The 17,433-nt window shown below is 57.1% G+C and carries 17 protein-coding genes; 8 read left to right on the top strand and 9 right to left on the bottom strand.

Going from position 1 to position 17,433, the window contains the following annotated elements; translation table 11 throughout:
• Positions 1-8 precede the first annotated feature (8 nt).
• Complete coding sequence (locus VG146_05880) at positions 9-1,265, bottom strand: phosphoglycerate kinase (protein HEV2391878.1); 1,257 nt, start codon at positions 1,263-1,265, stop codon at positions 9-11.
• Between the two features lie 117 nt (positions 1,266-1,382).
• On the opposite strand from VG146_05880, the gene VG146_05875 reads away from it, so the two are divergent.
• The 6 genes from VG146_05875 to VG146_05850 all read left to right on the top strand — a co-directional run bounded on the left by VG146_05875 (position 1,383) and on the right by VG146_05850 (position 7,281).
• Positions 1,383-1,835 (top strand): hypothetical protein, encoded by a 453-nt coding sequence (locus VG146_05875; GenBank protein ID HEV2391877.1) that lies wholly within the window; start codon positions 1,383-1,385, stop codon positions 1,833-1,835.
• Positions 1,836-2,094: 259 nt separating this feature from the next.
• The gene (locus tag VG146_05870) at positions 2,095-3,750 is read left to right on the top strand and encodes a hypothetical protein (GenBank protein ID HEV2391876.1); all 1,656 of its coding nucleotides are present in this window, start codon (positions 2,095-2,097) and stop codon (positions 3,748-3,750) included.
• Between the two features lie 44 nt (positions 3,751-3,794).
• Positions 3,795-4,358 (top strand): pseudouridine synthase, encoded by a 564-nt coding sequence (locus tag VG146_05865; protein ID HEV2391875.1) that lies wholly within the window; start codon positions 3,795-3,797, stop codon positions 4,356-4,358.
• A gap of 419 nt (positions 4,359-4,777) precedes the next feature.
• Positions 4,778-5,596: an ABC transporter ATP-binding protein gene (locus tag VG146_05860; GenBank protein ID HEV2391874.1), complete on the top strand. Its 819-nt coding sequence runs from the start codon at positions 4,778-4,780 to the stop codon at positions 5,594-5,596.
• A 7-nt stretch (positions 5,597-5,603) separates the two neighbouring features.
• Positions 5,604-6,380, top strand: coding sequence for an ABC transporter permease subunit (locus VG146_05855; protein HEV2391873.1), 777 nt, complete (start codon positions 5,604-5,606; stop codon positions 6,378-6,380).
• Positions 6,381-6,390: 10 nt separating this feature from the next.
• Positions 6,391-7,281 (top strand): tetratricopeptide repeat protein, encoded by an 891-nt coding sequence (locus VG146_05850; GenBank protein ID HEV2391872.1) that lies wholly within the window; start codon positions 6,391-6,393, stop codon positions 7,279-7,281.
• Between the two features lie 338 nt (positions 7,282-7,619).
• On the opposite strand, the gene VG146_05845 is transcribed toward VG146_05850, so the two are convergent.
• Positions 7,620-8,546: a hypothetical protein gene (locus VG146_05845; GenBank protein ID HEV2391871.1), complete on the bottom strand. Its 927-nt coding sequence runs from the start codon at positions 8,544-8,546 to the stop codon at positions 7,620-7,622.
• 107 nt (positions 8,547-8,653) lie between these two features.
• Positions 8,654-9,034 carry a hypothetical protein gene (locus VG146_05840; protein ID HEV2391870.1) on the bottom strand — a complete coding sequence of 127 codons (381 nt, stop codon included), beginning with the start codon at positions 9,032-9,034 and terminating at the stop codon, positions 8,654-8,656.
• A gap of 130 nt (positions 9,035-9,164) precedes the next feature.
• Between VG146_05840 and VG146_05835 the strand changes: the two genes are divergently transcribed.
• Together VG146_05835 and VG146_05830 are read left to right on the top strand one after the other, a co-directional pair.
• Complete coding sequence (locus VG146_05835) at positions 9,165-10,265, top strand: sugar kinase (protein ID HEV2391869.1); 1,101 nt, start codon at positions 9,165-9,167, stop codon at positions 10,263-10,265.
• A 4-nt stretch (positions 10,266-10,269) separates the two neighbouring features.
• Positions 10,270-11,475: a 3-phosphoglycerate dehydrogenase gene (locus VG146_05830; protein ID HEV2391868.1), complete on the top strand. Its 1,206-nt coding sequence runs from the start codon at positions 10,270-10,272 to the stop codon at positions 11,473-11,475.
• A gap of 58 nt (positions 11,476-11,533) precedes the next feature.
• Here the strand turns inward: VG146_05830 and VG146_05825 are convergent, their stop codons facing one another.
• The 6 genes from VG146_05825 to VG146_05800 form a co-directional block, all read right to left on the bottom strand.
• On the bottom strand, positions 11,534-14,131 hold the full coding sequence (locus VG146_05825; GenBank protein ID HEV2391867.1) for an Ig domain-containing protein: 2,598 nt from the start codon (positions 14,129-14,131) through the stop codon (positions 11,534-11,536).
• Positions 14,132-14,619: 488 nt separating this feature from the next.
• Positions 14,620-14,802 (bottom strand): hypothetical protein, encoded by a 183-nt coding sequence (locus VG146_05820; protein HEV2391866.1) that lies wholly within the window; start codon positions 14,800-14,802, stop codon positions 14,620-14,622.
• Between the two features lie 57 nt (positions 14,803-14,859).
• A complete protein-coding gene (locus VG146_05815; protein HEV2391865.1) occupies positions 14,860-15,060 on the bottom strand; it encodes a hypothetical protein in 201 nt (66 codons plus the stop codon).
• A gap of 218 nt (positions 15,061-15,278) precedes the next feature.
• Positions 15,279-16,502, bottom strand: coding sequence for an MFS transporter (locus VG146_05810; protein ID HEV2391864.1), 1,224 nt, complete (start codon positions 16,500-16,502; stop codon positions 15,279-15,281).
• A 276-nt stretch (positions 16,503-16,778) separates the two neighbouring features.
• Positions 16,779-16,943, bottom strand: a complete 165-nt coding sequence (locus VG146_05805) for a hypothetical protein (GenBank protein HEV2391863.1) — start codon at positions 16,941-16,943, stop codon at positions 16,779-16,781.
• 79 nt (positions 16,944-17,022) lie between these two features.
• On the bottom strand, positions 17,023-17,433 hold a 411-nt coding region (locus tag VG146_05800), incomplete at its 5' end, for a UvrB/UvrC motif-containing protein (protein ID HEV2391862.1).

Here is a 17,433-nt window from a genome sequence, read left to right as displayed (position 1 = left end):
AGTTCAACTCACTTTTCGGAAAGGGCCGCAACACCCGGAAGGGCGCGGCCTTCAAGAAATTCGAGACTGGCCCCTCCGCCCGTGCTCATGAAAGTGACTTTGTCCCCCAGTTTGGCTTTGTTGAGGGCTTTGACGCTGTCGCCGCCGCCGATAATGCTTTTGGCGCCGTGCTTTTGCGTGACCTCGGCCACGGCGCGGGCGACGGCGTTGGTGCCTTCGGCAAACCGGCTGTCCTCGAACAACCCCATCGGCCCGTTCCACAAAATGGTTTTGGCGTGGGCAATCTCGGCTGTGTAGGCCAGGATTGTTTTGGGCCCGATATCCAAGCCTGCAGCATTCGCCGGGCAATCCAGCTCCCCGTTCACGCGGACGCTCTGGTATTCGATAACCGGTTTGCCCTTCTTATCGAGCTTGTCCGTTTTGACCGGGTCAGCCACCACATCATCGAGTGGCAGCAGGAATTTGACGCCTCGTTGCTGGGCTTTGGCGAGGGCGGCTTTGGCGATTTGGGCTTTATCGGCTTCGACGAGCGATTTGCCCGTTTGATAACCTTGTGCCAGCCTGAAGGTATAGGCCATGGCCCCGCCGATCAGCAGGGTGTCGGCCTTTTCGAGCAACCGATCGATGACCTGAATTTTATCGGAAACCTTTGCCCCGCCGAGGATGACGACGAATGGCCGGGCCGGTTTATCGAGTTCATCACCGAGGAATTTCAATTCGCGTTCCATTAACAGGCCGGCAGCGCATTGGCCGCCGCGTTGGGCAATCACGCGGGCCACTCCTTCTGTCGAGGCATGCGCGCGGTGGGCGGCCCCGAAGGCGTCGTTCACATAGAGCTCGGCGAGCTTGGCCAGCTTTTCAGCGAATGGTTTGTCATTCGCCTCTTCCTCATTGTAATAACGCACGTTTTCGAGCAGGACAACGTCTCCGGGTTGCATGACGCCCACGGTCTTTTCGACCTTCTCACCAATGCAATCATCGACAAAGGCAACGGGCCGGCCCAGCATGTCGGCCAGGCGAGCCGCTACAGGCCGTAGGGACATCGAGGGTTCCCGCTTGCCTTTAGGCCGGCCAAGGTGGGCGGCCAGGATGAGCTTTGCGCCTCGCTCGATCAGCAGCCGGAGCGTGGGGAGTGTTTCCACGATGCGGGTGGCGTCGGTGATGAGCATCTGGCCGGCTTTTTCTTCGAGGGGGACATTATAATCGACGCGCACCAAGACGCGTTTGCCGCGCACCTTCAAATCTTTGACAGTTAGTTTTGGCATAAAATCACAGCCCCTGAATAAGGAGGGCGAGAATAGCCCAGGAGCAGGCAGAGTCAAGGATGACGGTTGGACATGCTCTGGCACGATCTATGCGGTCTCAGGTTCATCGCCTTATAGATGCCTAAAGTTCAGGTCAAAACGAAGGTTCAGGCCGAGAGCAGACGCGAGTTCCTGCGCGAGAAGCCGGAAGTCTCGCTGTTTATGGCCTGCTGCGGGATGGTGCAGGAGATGCGCTGTCTGGCGTGCGCTTTGGATGGAGGGCGGATCAGCCGTAAGACCTTTTTAAGCCGCTCGGATGCCGTTTTGGGCCAACTGATCGAGATGGTTTGCGCCACCGAACGCTTTGATGTGCTCCTGCCGGTGATGGATTATGGACAGTTCTCGCCATTTTTTTGGCGCTGGTTCAACTGGTGGGAGGACTATATGAAAGGACTCTCTCCGGCACAACTCGACCACATCCACCGGCTGGCGCAAAAGGGTCTTCCTGGGCTAAATGAATACAGGCCCAAAGGCGACTGGCTGCGGTACCGGCATACCCCCGCCTTTACGGTTGTGGTGAGCTGGGGTTAAGGGCTGGTTTGGCGAAACGTTTACAGCCGTATCGGCGATGTCCGCAATTTCCCCAGCCTTGTCATCACGTGTCCTTTCGATTAGGGTTTAGATGTGACGCCCTATAAGCTCGCGCGCCGGCATCAAGTCCTCCCAGCACCTGGCGGCACAGGCGCGCACATTCCATTCTCGCCGGAGCCAAAGGACGTTCTGCTTCCGGCCATCAATCGCAACGCTAAATACAGTGACAACTAGTCCCTCTCCTTTACGATTCTATCCTTTGGCATGGCTGACCGCGAGTTGGCTGCTGGTTGCAGGCTGGCCATGCCAGGCTCAAGTAGCACTCCAAATCGGCCAGAACTTCACCGGCACGACTGAGGATGGAAATAATCCGATCACACCACCGGATTGCAACGGGGCAATCGGGCCGCAGCATTTTGTGGAGTTCATCAACGGTTCATTCACGGTTTACAGCAAAACCAATGGCCAGAGCCTGGGGCGAATCACTGACGTGAAGTTCTGGGCTGATGCCGGGCTCAACGTGTCGGGGTACCCGGCCGTGAGCGACCCGCGGGTGATTTTTGATCCGGCCACGCAACGGTGGTTTGCATCGCAGGTGGATGCCAATGCCACGGCAAGCGATCCGACGCTTTATGCCAACGATTTCCTGTTCGCGGTCTCCAGTACCCCCGACCCGCGGGGCGCCTGGCAGGCCTTCAGTTTTCGCGCTGACCCGGACCATGGCTATTTTGCGGACTTTCCCACGCTTGGGCTGGACAGCAATGCGGTTTACCTCGCAGGCGATTACTTCTATGGCGCGTCCAACGCGGTTGGGCCGGGGCTGGTTTCCATTCCCAAAGCGGACCTGGTTGGCGCCACACCCACGGTGGCTAATCGCACCTGGTTCGGTGTGATGGACTACTCGGTTCGCGGGCAGGTCCTGCAGCCGGCGGCTTGTTTCGATGGCAGCAGCAGTGGCAGCGTGCTGGCGATGGGCGACATCGGAACGGACAGCGATCCACATTCCAACATGGTCAGCTTTGCGGTGCTGAACGCCGCCAGCCATAGCGCCACACTGAGCGCGCCGGTCAGCATCAGCATCCCTCCGTATGAGGTGCCATACAACTCCGACATGGGCGCGCCGCTCTTTAATCCGATGCAGCCCGATGGAACGACCACGCTGCAAGCCAATGACGCGCGGCTCAGCGCGCACGTTTATGCCGTCAACGGCGTCCTTTACGCGGTCCACAATACCGAGCTCAATGGGCGCATCGCCATCCGCTGGTATCGCATCAACGCCGCCACTGCCGCCGTGCTCGAAGCTGGAACGATTTCGGACCCGGCATTGGATTTGTTTTTTCCATCCATCGCAGCCAACGCCAATGGCACGGTGATCATCGCTTACAACGGTTCGAGCGGGAACGTTTATGTCAGTTGTTACGCAGTGGCTGGCCAAACAGTCAATGGGGTCACCACGTTTGGCAGCCCGCTTCTGCTGCAATCCGGCCTGGTCAGCTACCACGATTACAACGAAGTGTTCTCTCAGCTCCTGGGGGGCCCGGTCACCGACAGCCGCTGGGGCGATTACAGCACCGTCTCTGTGGACCCGATCGACCAGAGCCGTTTCTGGATGATTAATATGTATCCGTCAGGCCAGGATTCATCGGGCACATTCGGCATCTGGTCCACTCAAATTACTCAATTGCTGACATCTTCATCTTACAATCCGGTGGTGTCCTTAGCCCAATTCGGCGCCCAGGGCCTGATCTCGTGGCCCGCTACAGCCGCCAACTTCACACTCCAATCCAATACGAACCTCAGCTCCTCGAATAATTGGATGCCGGTCACGGGCAATTTCACCACGAATAATGGACAGATCTCCGTCCAGGTGGCTTTGACCAACGGTGCCCAATTTTTCCGCCTGCACCAGCTCTGAGCGGCATGCCCGCATCCATGAGGGGCCAGTTCCGCCAGCTCCCAATGCTCCTCGCCTTCCACAAACCCTACAGTGTCCTGTCGCAGTTCACCTCGGACGGTTCACCCAACCGCACCTTGGCTGAGTTTGGATTTCCCAGGCGGGTCTATCCATTAGGAAGGCTGGATGCGGATTCAGAGGGGCTGCTTTTGCTGAGCGACGAAGCAGGATTGAACACAGAGCTTCTTCAGCCGCGCCGAGGTCATCAACGCGAATATTGGGCGCAGGTCGAAAGAGCCCCTTTGGCTGAGTCATTAAAGCGGCTCGAGGGTGGACTGCGTCTGCAAGGGCGCAAGACCCTGGCATGCAGGGCGTGGATACTGGAGCCGCAGCCGCTTGTGTCGTCGCGCGAGCCGCCGATAAGGTTTCGTAAGACAGTGCCCACCTGCTGGATTGGATTGGAGCTTGTCGAAGGCAAAAACCGCCAAGTGCGCCGGATGACTGCCGCCATCGGCCATCCAACGCTGCGTCTGATCCGGGTGCGCATCGGGAGGTTCTGGCTTGGTGACCTTGCCCCAGGAAGCTGGCGCGAACTGGACCTGGCCGAACGTGCCCTCTGTATGGGATGAAGGCTCCAAGGGCTGATGACGGCGTCGAAGCAACGAGCCGCATCCTGAGTGTAGGAGACGACGTAAGGAGTCTCTGATCAGCAGCTTCCGGCTGAACCAAAGGCGGCCAGACTGACAATCTTGATCGGAGACTCTCTACGTCGTCTCCTACAAAGGTTTGGGGCTGACCTCGTCATTGGCCCTGGAAGGCGTTCCGGGGCAAGGTGATTTCAACAACTTTTTGCAATTGCTGGCATATCTCATGCTGTTTTTGAGGCACAATTGAAGCTTCCGAGCACCGAGCACTGCCACAGGGGCGGCGGGACTAAGGTCCTGATATTGCTGTCTCCAGGGCATGGATTGCGGGCGCTCCCACGCCAGAGCTGGTGGTGGTCTTGGGGTGAGCGGAAGCTGCGGCAGGACCGTTTCATTTCTAATTTATGAGCGCCAGTTTAACCATAGAACCGCTTAAAAGTGCCACGTTACCGAAGCTTGAATCCGCATGGGCAGCGATGCCCGAGCCGATTCTGAGAATTGAGAACCTTTGCGTCGAATACCGCAATCGAGGCTCCGGTTCCCCAATAAAGCGCGCCGTCAATGGCCTGAACCTGTCGGTCGAGCCCGGCGAGGTATTCGGATTCCTTGGCCCAAACGGGGCGGGGAAGACCACGACGATGAATGTGCTATTGGGCTTTACCCCGGCAACGAGCGGGGATGCCTATTTATTTGGCACGACTGTTCGGGAACCGATCGCCCGCCAGCGCATCGGCTATCTTCCGGAGCTGACTTATTATTACAAATTCTTGAGCGCCGAGGAGCTGCTCCGCTTTTATGCGCGCATCTTTAAGATACCCAAAGCCGAGACGGAGCGCCGGATTGATGCAGTGCTGAAATTGGTAGAATTGGACCATGCCCGCAAACGGCAGATCAAGACCTACTCGAAGGGCATGCAGCAGCGCGCCGGGTTGGCCCAGGCACTCATCAACAATCCGGACCTGCTCATTCTGGACGAGCCGACCAGTGGGCTGGACCCCATTGGCCGCATGAAGGTGCGCGAGATCATTCAACGGCTCAAAAGCGAAGGCAAAACGGTTTTCTTTTCCTCACACGAGCTGGGTGAGGTCGAGACCGTTTGCGACCGCGTCGCTATCCTGCACCAGGGCGAACTCAAGGCGGAAGGCCGTGTCCGGGACCTGGTGGCGCAACATCAGTGCAACCTCGAGCAGGTGTTCCTGCGTGTCGTTGGCTTTCAACAATAATCTATTTATGAACACCGTCTTGGCCATCGCCGGAGTTGTCATCAAAGAAATCGTGCGCCGCAAGGACTTTTATGTCCTGTTCTTTCTCACCGCCCTTATCACCCTGGTGATGGGGTCGGTCAATTTCTTTCACGACAGCCATATTGTGCGCTATCTAAAGGAAATCTGCCTGCTCCTCATCTGGATTTGCTCGCTGGTCATCGCCATTACGACCACCGCCCGGCAGATTCCCATGGAACGCGAAAGCCGCACCATCTTTCCCCTGCTGGCCAAACCCGTGACGCGCACGCAGGTGTTGCTGGGCAAATTTCTTGGCTGCTGGCTCGCCTGCGGCTTTGCGTTGCTGGCGTTTTACCTCTTTTTCGGCGTGGTCGCCATGTCCAAGGAACACGAATGGCCCTTGGCGAATTACTTCCAAGCCATAACGCTGCATTGGATTATGCTGGGAGTCGTCATTGCCATGACTTTGCTCGGCTCGCTTATCTTCACCGCTCCTTCATCCAATATGACCATCTCGCTTTTCGCGATTGTCTTTATTCTCCTGCTGGGGCGGCACCTGGACACAGTGGCCATGCAGCTTTCCGAACCTGGCCGGAGCCTGCTGCAGGCGCTGTTCTTCACCATCCCGCACTTGGAGTTTTTTGATTTGCGCGATTTGGTCATCCACAACTGGCCTTCGGTTCATTGGCTTGTGTGCGTGGAGGCCATCGGGTACGCCGCCATTTACGGCGTATTCTTTTTGCTGGCGTCGTGCCTGTTATTCCGGCGCAAAGCGCTCAACTGAGGTCCTCCGCATGAAGAATTCCAACCAGGAACGAGCCGGCTGGCTTTGCCTGCTGCTTCTGCTTGTGGGGGGCTTCTGTCTGGCAACGAATCTGAGTTTGTGGTTCCGGACATGGCGCGGCAACCGGGCCGGGGCGGCTAACCTGATGGCGGTGGCATTGGGCGACGCCCGGCGCATGTTTGCCAATCATTTTTTCGTCAAAGCCGACGCTTATTTCCACAGCGGTTTTTACCCAACAGTTTATGACAACGTTCAATCCTATCAAACGCCCCACATCGCCGAGGACTCCGGCGCGATGGAAGGCAAGAACACCGGCGACGAAACAACGTTCCTGGGAGCCCCTCGCAATTGGATAGACCGGTTCGGCCGGCAGTTCTTTCCTTCGTCTCACACCCACTTAACTGAAGGCGGGGCCAACGGCGAGGAGAAGGAAGGAGAGGTCCAGGAGATTCTGCCATGGATGAAGCTCTCTGCCGAACTGGACCCCAAACGGGTCGAGACTTATACCGTCACCTCGTATTGGTTGCGGCGAATAGGCAAATTGAACGAGGCCGAGGCATTTCTGCGGGATGGCCTGCGTGAGAATCCGGGCGACCCCCAACTGCTCTTCGATTTAGGCCGGCTTTACTTCGAATTCAAACACGACCCCGAGCGCGCCCGCAATATCTTGGAAGCGGGCCTGAGGAACCTGGAGGCATCACCCGATAAAGACTCGGAGGACAACAAGTTCATTGCTGAGCAGATTCTCGGGTACCTGGCGAAACTCGAGGAGCAATCCAATCATCCCCAAAAAGCCATCGCCTTGCTCGAACGGCTCAAGCCTCTCTCACCCACCCCGGACTCGATCCAGAAGTGGATCGACTCCCTAAAACAACCCGTGGCTGCAAACAGGCCGCAATAGGTTAGCTCGCCGCTTGCCGGAGAAACGCCCCTCCGCGACGGGACTGCTCGGCGGACCGCCTCTCATGGAGCGCGGCAGCAAAGCGCGCAAAGCGGCACTCCGCTGAAGCGCTTATCCTTACCCACATCTGTCAGGCCCAGTTCTCAATTGACCTTATGCAAAGTGGCAGACGCGGCGACGGCGGTGATAGTGGCCAAGACTCGGTCCAAGCCTCCATAGTTGAGTCCCGAGGCCAAAGGCCTCGTTTATACCAGCCCAGGGCCAGCGCCCTGGGAAAAGAGCCGAGGCTGCGTTTGCAGGCCAACGGCCTGCCTCATAGAGTCATTTATATGGCGTGCCTAAAACATAATGTTGAAACTGAACTTGAATAGCACCGGCGCCGCCAACTGATCGCCGGTGAAATTCTGGTAAATGGGGAATTCCACGTCCGCGTAGAGTCTCACCGGGTGGAAATCGACTTCGATTCCCGGAGAAAGCAAGACACGCTGGTAGCCTGAAGCGGCCGGGCTTGCCGCGTTGATCCCGGTGTCGCGCGTGCGGTCCGAAACGATGGCTTGGGCAACGGGCGCAATTCGCACCGAGCCGATGGACCAGCCATTATAGTAAACCCCAGTGGCAGCATCCAATTCCACCCCCGGACGATACCCGGCCTGGATCAAAATCGGGGCATCCAGGTCCGCCTGGGCAAACCAATCCAATTTGCCATTCCGGGTCAGATTATGGCGATAAAAGCCGCCCAACAGGATGTCGGTGCTCCCGGTTCCAAGCTGAGTGTCGCGGTCAACCACTTCCGGGTCATGGGTGTAACTGCCGCTCGGCAGCTTCAAACCGAAAGTCAGTCCGGCCGAGAGGTCGGGGGAAAACCCCGTGTAAATCCCCCGGAGGCGAATATCGCCCACCTGGCTCCAGCTTCGAGTGATGAGGTTGCCGGCTGGGTCTGCTGTCTTGAAGGTGCGATAATCATAAGGCAGCTCTGCCTCGATGCCCCAGTTGTAATTGACCATGTACTGCAGCCCGAACGAGAAGAAGTCTGTCCGTATTTCCTTGTCGCTGTTATTTTCGTCAGGGGCCGTTGCAGTGCCCTCCCAATTGCGATTTTGGTCCTGAAAATCGTAATTCAGGAAAGCCATCCCGCCTTGGCCGCTCGGGAGCATCCAACTGGTTCCGACATCAAAAACGCCGCAACCGCAGGCGCAAGCCCAGCCGGCTTGGGGCAACAGGGCGGCAACCAACGTTGCGCCGGCAAATTTCGTTATGTTCTTCATAATTAAATTCAACAAATGCGAGAACTCCGCCACACAGCGGGTCTCAGGTTACAAAAGAAGAGAATTGGCCGCCGCCGCGATAAGCGGCCGGCCACCGAAATGCAGGATTAAACGAATGCCGCGCGCGGCGGGGGCGTGGGAGGGGTGCGGCAGACCGGCGTTAGACGCAGGTCATCGCCGGTCATGCGCCAAAAGGCTGTTGGAGGGCTGAAGATGAACCGCGCCGTCTGAGTGAGAAAGTCCAGCTTTTTGACCTGGCACGAGAACTCCGATTTTTTTTCAGACTTCTTGCTTTTGGCTATCTCTTTGCAGAGCGGGCAGGGGTGCCTGCCGTCGAAGGTTTTTGCCAACGCTTCCTTTACCGTGGTCTCTTGCGAGTAGGTAATGACCATGCCCATCCACGCTACCGATTGAAAAAAAGCCCAGTGCAGCCCGATGGAACTGGCCAAAGCCAAAACCATGGCGATTCGAGGCAGGCGTAAAGGCACGGGGCAAATTAGCGCGGCTCGCCGCGATGTCAAAGCGGCCTTTCTCATTAGCGATTATCAGCGCAGATTAGCGGTTTAAACTTGGCACTTGGAATTTGAGACTTCTTCCGCAACATTCCGGCGAGGTTCTATGGCCGTTTTCAACATCAAACCTGCGGATTCCTGCCGATTCGATTTGGTTGCCTTGGGAGAAGTCATGCTCCGGCTCGACCCGGGCGAAGGCCGCGTGCGCACCGCCCGCCACTTCCAGGTTTGGGAAGGCGGCGGTGAATACAATGTAGCCCGCGGGCTGCGCCGCTGTTTCGGGCTGCGAACCGCTTTATGCACGGCCTTTGCCGATAATGATGTAGGGCGATTGCTCGAGGACTTCATCCTGCAGGGAGGGGTAGCTCCCGATTTTATCCAATGGACCCCTTATGACGGTGTTGGACGCACGGCGCGCAACGGGTTGAATTTTACCGAGCGCGGCTTTGGCGTGCGCGGAGCCGTGGGCATCCCCGACCGCGGCCACACCGCTGCCAGCCAGCTTAAGCCGGGCGATTTCGATTGGAACCACATCTTCCACCAGCCCGGCGCGCGCTGGTTCCACACCGGCGGAATCTTCGCAGGGCTTAGCGACACCACCGCCCTGCTGGCTCTTGAAGCCGTCCAGGCGGCGCGGAAACATGGCACGATTGTCTCTTACGACCTCAACTACCGGCCATCGCTGTGGAAAAGCATCGGTGGACAACAACGCGCTCAGGAGGTCAATCGGGAGATAGCCAAACATGTAGATGTCATGCTGGGCAATGAAGAGGATTTTAGCGTCTGCCTCGGTTTTGCTGTCGAAGGGATGAATGAAAGGCTGACCCGGCTGGACCTGAATGCCTTCAAGAGGATGATTCGCCAGGCCGTTCAGACCTATCCCAACTTTAAGGTCCTCGCGACATCGCTGCGCTCTGTGATTTCCGCCACGCGCAATCATTGGGGCGCTATTTGCTGGGCCGATGGCCGCTTCTACCAGGCGCCCCATCGCAAGGGCATCGAGATTCTGGACCGGGTAGGTGGCGGGGACAGCTTTGCCAGCGGCCTCATTTATGGCCTGATGCAGTTTAATGACCCGCAGAAGGCAATCGAGTACGGGGCGGCCCATGGCGCGCTGGCCATGACCACCCCGGGGGATAGCTCGACGGCCTCACTCAGAGAAGTGGAAGCGCTGGTAGCTGGCGCCGCCCCGCGCGTACAACGTTGAACCCATGAAAACCCTCATTGCGGATAAATTCTCGCAGAAACACGTCGAAAGACTCAAGGGCTTGGGTTGCGAGGTAACCTACGAACCTTCTGTTAAATCAGCGGACCTGCCCCGCCTTGTAGCCTCTTACAAAATCCTGGTCGTGCGCGGCAAACAAGTGACAGCCGAGGCGCTCAAGGCCTCGGACCAATTGGCCCTGGTGCTCCGGGCCGGCGCCGGGGTCAATACCATCGATGTGAAAGCCGCCAGCGCTCGGGGCGTGTTCGTCAGTAATTGCCCGGGAAAAAATTCCGTGGCGGTGGCGGAGTTGGTCTTCGGGCTACTGCTGGCAATTGACCGGCGGATTCCAGAAAACGTGGCCGCCCTGCGCGCCCATCAATGGAATAAAAAGGAATTCTCGCGCGCCGACGGGCTTTTGGGCAAAACGCTTGGGGTGGTAGGAGTGGGCCAGATTGGGCGCGAGGTGATCAAGCGCGCGCATGCCTTTGGATTGCCGGTCATCGCCTGGTCGCGTTCGCTTTCGGATAAGACGGCTGAGGAATTAGGAGTGGAACGCGGCGCGGACGTGGATGAGGTGTTCCGCCGGGCGGACATCGTCTCGCTGCACGTCGCGCTCAAACCGGAGACTCGCAAGCTGGTGAACGCCGCGCGCCTGGCGCTGATGAAACCGGGGGCGATATTGATCAATACCGCACGAGGCGAAGTGGTTGACCAGGAGGCGTTGCGGGCAGCGCTCGAGGCCGGCCAGTTGCGCGCGGGTCTGGATGTGTTTGATCCCGAGCCGGGCGAGGGCAGCGGACCGTTTGCCGAGCCGCTCCTGGATTTGCCAAACCTTTACGGCACGCATCACATCGGCGCCTCAACCGAACAAGCGCAGGATGCAATCGCTGAGGAAGCCATCCGCATTATCGAGACGTTTGTCCGGAGCGGTGTGGTGCTGAATTGCGTCAACCTTGCCAGCCGGACTCCAGCCAAGTGCCAGCTCGTGGTGCGCCATTACGACCGGGTTGGCGTGCTGGCATTCGTGATGGACCAAGTTCGCCGGGCGGGAATCAATATCGAGGAGGTGCAGAACGTGATTTTCGAAGGAGCGGCGGCGGCCAGTTGCCGCATCCAGCTCAGTCACGAGCCAGCCACTGAGCTGCTGGTTTCGATAGGAAAAGGCAACCCGGACATTATCGGGCTGGATGTGCTCAAGCTTGGGCCGTAGAGCCGTGAAGCGTGAAGCGTGGGAAGCTCGGAGCGCGCTCCCCATTCCAGATGAACCGCTACGGTCCAATCAGCGCGCGATAAAAGCGTTGTGAGTTCGTGGGATTGGGATCGGTCACGATGAAGGAACTGGCTGTGGGGCTGTTGGTCACGACAAGCAAAACCCAATTCGGAACGCTCACGTTAGTTGTTGCCTGGATTGTGTAGTTCTGGTTTGAGCCGCCGATAAGCTGCATCTGCAAGTGGTTTGCCTGCCAGCCCGAGAACAGCAGAATGGGCCTTGGATTGATCAAAACGGCAAAGACTTTGTTGGTCGAGGACGAATTGACATCAGTCGCCTGAACTTTGAAGGAGAAGAGGCCACTGCTTGTCGGCGTGCCGGAGATAAAGCCGTTGGGATTAATTACAAGGCCGGGCGGCGGATTGGCCGATCCAATCGCCAGGGACCAGTAGTAAGGTGGTTGCCCGCCAGTCACGGCCAGTTGCGCGTTATAGAGCGCGCCAACATTCCCATTGGGCAGTGAATTATTTGTGATCACCAATGCCGCCGGCGGCGGATTGACCACGTTCAGCACCAGGCCGTCTTTTTCGACTGAATTGTTGACGGTGTCCGTGACGATCACGTCGAAATAAAATGTGCCGTTTGTGGTTGGCGTGCCGGAAAGGACGCCATTGCTTCCCAGGGTTAAATTCGGCGGTAGCGGGGCGGAAAAGCTTGGGATGGACCAATTGTAAGGAGGCGTTCCGCCGGAGGCTTGAAGGGTCTGGTTATAAGAGATGCCGTTGGTTGCGTTGAGCAGGAATGAGGAGGTCACTTGCAAGGGAGTGCCAATGATCATCAACGAAAGACCCTGGTTGGCGGAATGGCCATTATTATCATTGGCATTCACCGAAAAATTGTAGGTCCCTGCCGTACTGGGAGTGCCAAAAATCTGGCCGTTCGAGCCCAGAGTCAGGCCGGGCGGGAAATTCTGCGGGTCGTTCACGGACCAAGTCAAGTTGCCGCTGCAACTGGAGCCGTTCAGGAAAACGCTATAATAGGTATTCACCTGTCCGTTTTGCAATGACGTGGTGCTGATTTGAACGCCGTTGCAGGGTTGAACGATGAAATTGGCAACGCCGTTGTTGTTAGTGATATTGACGCTTTGGGTGCTCGGGCACTGGTAATTGCCGCTCCCCAGAATGCTATCCAGGCTGTTGTTTCCCCCCTGGCAGTTCACATTCACGCTCCAGGCCCCGTTCGGGACGTTCAGCGCATAGTTGCCGCTGCTGTCCGTATCTGCCTGGGCCTGATAGAATGTTCCATTGATGGTTGCGTACGCAAACTCCTGAACAGATGAAACAGGGTTGCCGTTAAATTGGACGTTCCCTGTAATCTGGTTTGTGGCCACGATAGCGGTGAAATTGTTTTGAATGGCCTGTCCCGCGCTTACGTTTGTTTGGGTGCCCTGGGAGAAAATGTAATTGGCAAATGCAGGATTGCTATCGCTGGAAACGCCTATCCGCCAGGTCCCCGCCAGCGCCAGCGCCACATAATTGCCGTTCGGATCAGTGTAAACCCCATTATCTTGGTAGTTGCCGGTAACCTGGTCTGAGGAATAGAGTTGAACGTGTGTCAGAGGATTGCCCGAATTGTCCTTCACTGTCCCATAAAACAGGGCGGTGGCCTTGGGCAAAGCGATGCTGAGGCCCGAGACGCTGCCGGATGCTGTGCTGACGTTTAACTTGTTTTGCGAGGCCAAATAGCCATGGGTGTCCAGCGACTGTTCCGATGGCTGAACCTTCCACTGATCCGCTACGACCGGCACGTTGAAATTCCCATTGGTATCCGTGGAACTGACCGCCAGAAAACTGTTGGATGATTCCAGCGCCATCAACACGCCGGGTATGCCCAGGCTCGAATTATTCGCATCCACCAGTTTGCCCGAGATGCTTTGCGTCGCTGTAATAAAGCTATTGCTGAGATTTGTGACGAGGGTTTGGCCACTGCTCAGGGTAAAATTGGGCGCGCTGCCAACGCTCGAAACGAAATTGAAACTCAAGGGGACCAAGGCATAAGTTCCTGGCGGCGCCTTAATCGTATAATCCCCTGAAAGGTCAGCCACCGCACCGCCCTGGGGGTTCATTCCGCCACCGCCACCGCCACCACCGCTTGACGGTTGAAAAAGCAATACAGAGGCATACGGAACGTTCGTCCCGTTGTTCATGACCTTGCCAGTAAACTTTTGGGCAAATCCAAAATTGGTAATGCTGAAAGAATTAGTCAGCGGGGTGAAATGACCAGCCGGACTGGAAACGACAAAAAGGTACTTCCCAACGAGGGTTTGGGAAAAGTCATTTTGCAGGTACAACTGGGCAGTGATTTGTCCGGACACGTTGTCCGTATCGCCAGGCACATTGAAATTCGTGACGCCGCCAATGACGGTGGCCTGTCCATCGGTGAGACTAAATTGCTGCCACAAAGGGTCCCTGCTATCCAACACGCCATTGGTATTGGCATCGATGAATTTCTGAACGACCACGGTGTCACCTGCCGTTAAGCCTTTGATTTGCAGCGTGATTGGCGCGCTGTAGGTATTGCTGATGATCGACGGCGTGATGCCAACGGAAACGGCTGCCATCGAGCAAAGCGGCTGGAAGCAAAGCCATGTTGCCACGAGGATACAAATTGAACGGGTGTAAGACAATTTCATGTCAATTTATGCGCCTGCCAATTCAGATTAAATGGTTTTTGGATGTCTATTGTCAACAAGGAAGCAGCAATCTTATAAATCACCTTGAGACGGTTGACTTCTGCCCAAGGATTCCAGGCAGAATCGAGCCCCTGGCCAAATCGCCTGTGAAGCGGCAAGTGCCCCATCGAGTCGGCGAACTTTGGGGGCCTGGCAATTTAAGGGCTGAGCACAGTTTCGCATTTGCGTGAATCACTAGAAGAGCAATCAGCGGGCCAAAGACGGACAGCCTACGATTCTGTTGGAAGGGCTGCCAGCACTCGCTTAACAATGGCAGGCACCGCCGCTTCCATTGCCGGAGTCATTTTGAGTGACACCGTGAATGGGTCCAGCACTTCTACCGCGAATATTTTGACTTCGCTGGGGACGGACAAACCGAGGATGCGTCCCAAGGCTAAAACTTTCTCCGATGCCTAAAAAGTGCGGGGAGAAAGAGGTAAGGTGGCGGCGATGCGCAGGCCAATGGCGTCATCGGCGAGCAGGTCGTTACCAAACCCCAGGAGCAGGGTTCGTTTCCCGGGCTGTGGGATTTCGGCCAGACTGCCTTTCCTGGATGACTCAGGGAAGGAGAGCAAAGAGGCGGGGAGGGTTTTCAAAACAGACTTGGATTTAGGGAACACGCAGCTCGAGAGGCGGGGCACAAGCCGATTTGCTCAGGATTGTGTCAGTTGCCGAACCAGCGCGCGCTGGGAGTCGTAAATACTGATCGAAATGGGCAAATGGCCGGGCAAAGCGTGGGTCGCGCACCCGAAGCACGGGTCGCATGCGCGAAAGGCCAGTTCGACCAGGTTCAACAAACCTTCATTGACCTGTCCTTTCTTGATTAAGGCGCGAGCGGCCTTATCGACACTCATCGCAATACGAGCAGCGTTGTTTTGAGTTGCGACGATCAGCCCACTCAAATGAATAAGCTCGTGTTGAAAGGGCGGGGTCGCAACCCGGGGCTGGAGGGCGAAATCCCTTCAGGATTTTCGGCGACCCTGTGGTTCACGATAAAGGTCATCAGGCCGGAGTTTCCCCATTGCGCCGGCCAGGCCACGAACGCAAAAAAGTGGGTTTCGGATTATGCGGGTCACACTCTGCTTCTCGAACGGATGGTCGAGACTAAAATTGCGCCAAGCAGGGATAGTACCAGGCTGTAGCCGAAGGCGACAGAAATGCCGACCGTTGTCCACAACACGCCCACGGCGAGGCTGGAAAAAAAGTCGCCAATTCCGTTCACGGTGGCCAGGACCCCGAACGCCATCCCATGCTGTTCTTCGCCCACCAGTTCGGCGCAAAGGGAATCTTCCAGGGTTTCTTCAAGGGCGGCGTTGGTTCCGCCCAGCACGAAAATGAGGGCGAACGTCCAAATTGTTAGCGGCAATATGATGATGCAAAGAGACATCGCCGCTGCCAGGAGATAGCCGCCGGCAAGCAACCATCTTTTGGAAAAGCGATCTCCAAGCCAGCCGCCTATAAAGGCGAACGACGCGTAGAAGACATTATGCAAAACGTAGAGACCAACAGCGGCGCTGGCGGCCTTAGCCGGACCAAGTGAGGGAGTCAGCTTCTGGGTCGCGAGCAGGATTAAGAGCGTATGGGCGAAAGCGCCCAGTCCAAAAAGGCCGACCGCGAACACGAATTTCCGATAAGCGGGCGGCAAGGAGCGCAGCCGCGCGCCGAACGAGATATGAGGAACCGGCTTTCGGTCCTTCTCTTTTACAAGGAATGTGATAAGGCCGGCGGCTACCAGGCTTGGGATTAGGGTCAAAGCGAAAAGAGGCGGGTACCTGTGATTGAGGGCTTGCAGCAAAACAAATGCGCTTAATGGCCCGACAATTGCCCCGAGCGTATCCATCATCCGCTCAAAACCAAAGGCTCGGCCATAGGTTTCCGGGGTGATGGCTGAGGCCAGCAAGGCCTTCCGGACTGGCGTGCGAACGCCTCGGCCAAGCCACGCAAACGCGCGGGCGAGCAGAACATGCCAGGCAGCCGTAGCCAGCCCGAACGCGGCCGTGCCTAGAGCAGTCATGACGTAGCCGATAACAGCAATCGGTTTGCGTCGCCGCAAACCATCCGTGTAATAGCCCGACCCCATTTTGGCGAAACTGGAAAGCCCATCGGAAACGCCTTCAATCAGCCCCAGCCAAATCGCCGCCACGCCCATGGTCGCCAGAAAAGCCGGCATCACCGTAGTAGCCATCTCGTGCGACCAATCGCTGAACAGCGACGCGAGCCCAATGCCGATGACGGTGCGGTTAAGCCAGCGGCTTGGCGGACTCGTTTGGGCGGATTTGATGAGTGCGGGGCGCATTGAGTTATCGCTTGCTCTTAACGACCGGCACAAATTCGATTACGTGGTCACGGGGTGCAAGACCCCATACGCAGAAAGTTGCGTTGGCCCCAAGCTTGATTCGCGCGCTGATGTTGCGGCCAGAGGTTGCTTTTCGGCGGGTTTAGCCTTAAGAATCAATAAGGAAACCAAGAGGCGACAAGGGCAGTGGCGCGCCCCCGTAATGTTATGGAGTTGTATTATAAAGATTTAATTTCACAAGAGACTTCACTCGAGAAGTTGGTGGATAATTTAATGCTAGTGGTCCAGGGGGCTGAGGAAGTCGCCCAAGCCGCTGGGAGCGGTCTCCAAGAGAAGCACAAGCTGGACATCACGGCGCGCCTCCAACAGCTCAAGGATGGCTGCCGCCGAATCCAGCAGCATGCCATTTCCAGTGCCTTGGCGGCCGATAAGGTCATGCACCAATACCCTTATTCCTCAGCCGGGTTCGCATTCGCCCTGGGAGTGCTTGCCGGAGCCCTTTGGGCCAAAAAACGCCAAGCTACTCGGGCGGGAGATTGCGCAATTGATCGCGCACTTTGGCGGCCCGCTCGTAATCTTCCGATTTAACCGCATCGTGCAAGGCATGTTCGAGCCGTTCCCGGCGCGACAACGGGCGTTTGGCGCGGACCTCTTCAAGCCAGGTCTCCAGAGAAAATAACTCGCCGCTCTCTTCAGCCGCTTCGACCCCGGCGTGCTCGCGGTAAAAGCCGCGGATTAGGTCCAGCCCTTCTTCGATCAAGCGCAGGGCCAGCGTGTAATCATCGGCTTGCACCGCCTGGGCTCCGCGCGCACGGGTCAGAATCATGAGCAGTTGCGGCTGAAACTGCCTCAGGCCCCAGGAAAATTCCTTCCGTTCGGCGTGTTTCTCGACGAAATCCAGCACCGCCAAATTGCGTTCGGCATCGCGAAT

It is taken from the genome of Verrucomicrobiia bacterium (assembly GCA_035946615.1).
In the GTDB taxonomy this organism is placed as follows: domain Bacteria; phylum Verrucomicrobiota; class Verrucomicrobiia; order Limisphaerales; family UBA8199; genus DASYZB01.
This window is presented reverse-complemented; position numbering and strand designations above follow the sequence as displayed.

Excerpts from the sequence above, each read along its gene's own strand:
- VG146_05810 (HEV2391864.1), bottom strand. The coding sequence starts at position 16,502 with ATGCGCCCCGCACTCATCAAATCCGCCCAAACGAGTCCGCCAAGCCGC.
- VG146_05860 (HEV2391874.1), top strand. The coding sequence starts at position 4,778 with ATGAGCGCCAGTTTAACCATAGAACCGCTTAAAAGTGCCACGTTACCG.
- VG146_05845 (HEV2391871.1), bottom strand. The coding sequence starts at position 8,546 with ATGAAGAACATAACGAAATTTGCCGGCGCAACGTTGGTTGCCGCCCTG.
- VG146_05875 (HEV2391877.1), top strand. The coding sequence starts at position 1,383 with ATGCCTAAAGTTCAGGTCAAAACGAAGGTTCAGGCCGAGAGCAGACGC.
- VG146_05880 (HEV2391878.1), bottom strand. The coding sequence starts at position 1,265 with ATGCCAAAACTAACTGTCAAAGATTTGAAGGTGCGCGGCAAACGCGTC.
- VG146_05835 (HEV2391869.1), top strand. The coding sequence starts at position 9,165 with ATGGCCGTTTTCAACATCAAACCTGCGGATTCCTGCCGATTCGATTTG.
- VG146_05855 (HEV2391873.1), top strand. The coding sequence starts at position 5,604 with ATGAACACCGTCTTGGCCATCGCCGGAGTTGTCATCAAAGAAATCGTG.
- VG146_05865 (HEV2391875.1), top strand. The coding sequence starts at position 3,795 with ATGCTCCTCGCCTTCCACAAACCCTACAGTGTCCTGTCGCAGTTCACC.
- VG146_05815 (HEV2391865.1), bottom strand. The coding sequence starts at position 15,060 with ATGAGTGTCGATAAGGCCGCTCGCGCCTTAATCAAGAAAGGACAGGTC.
- VG146_05830 (HEV2391868.1), top strand. The coding sequence starts at position 10,270 with ATGAAAACCCTCATTGCGGATAAATTCTCGCAGAAACACGTCGAAAGA.
- VG146_05850 (HEV2391872.1), top strand. The coding sequence starts at position 6,391 with ATGAAGAATTCCAACCAGGAACGAGCCGGCTGGCTTTGCCTGCTGCTT.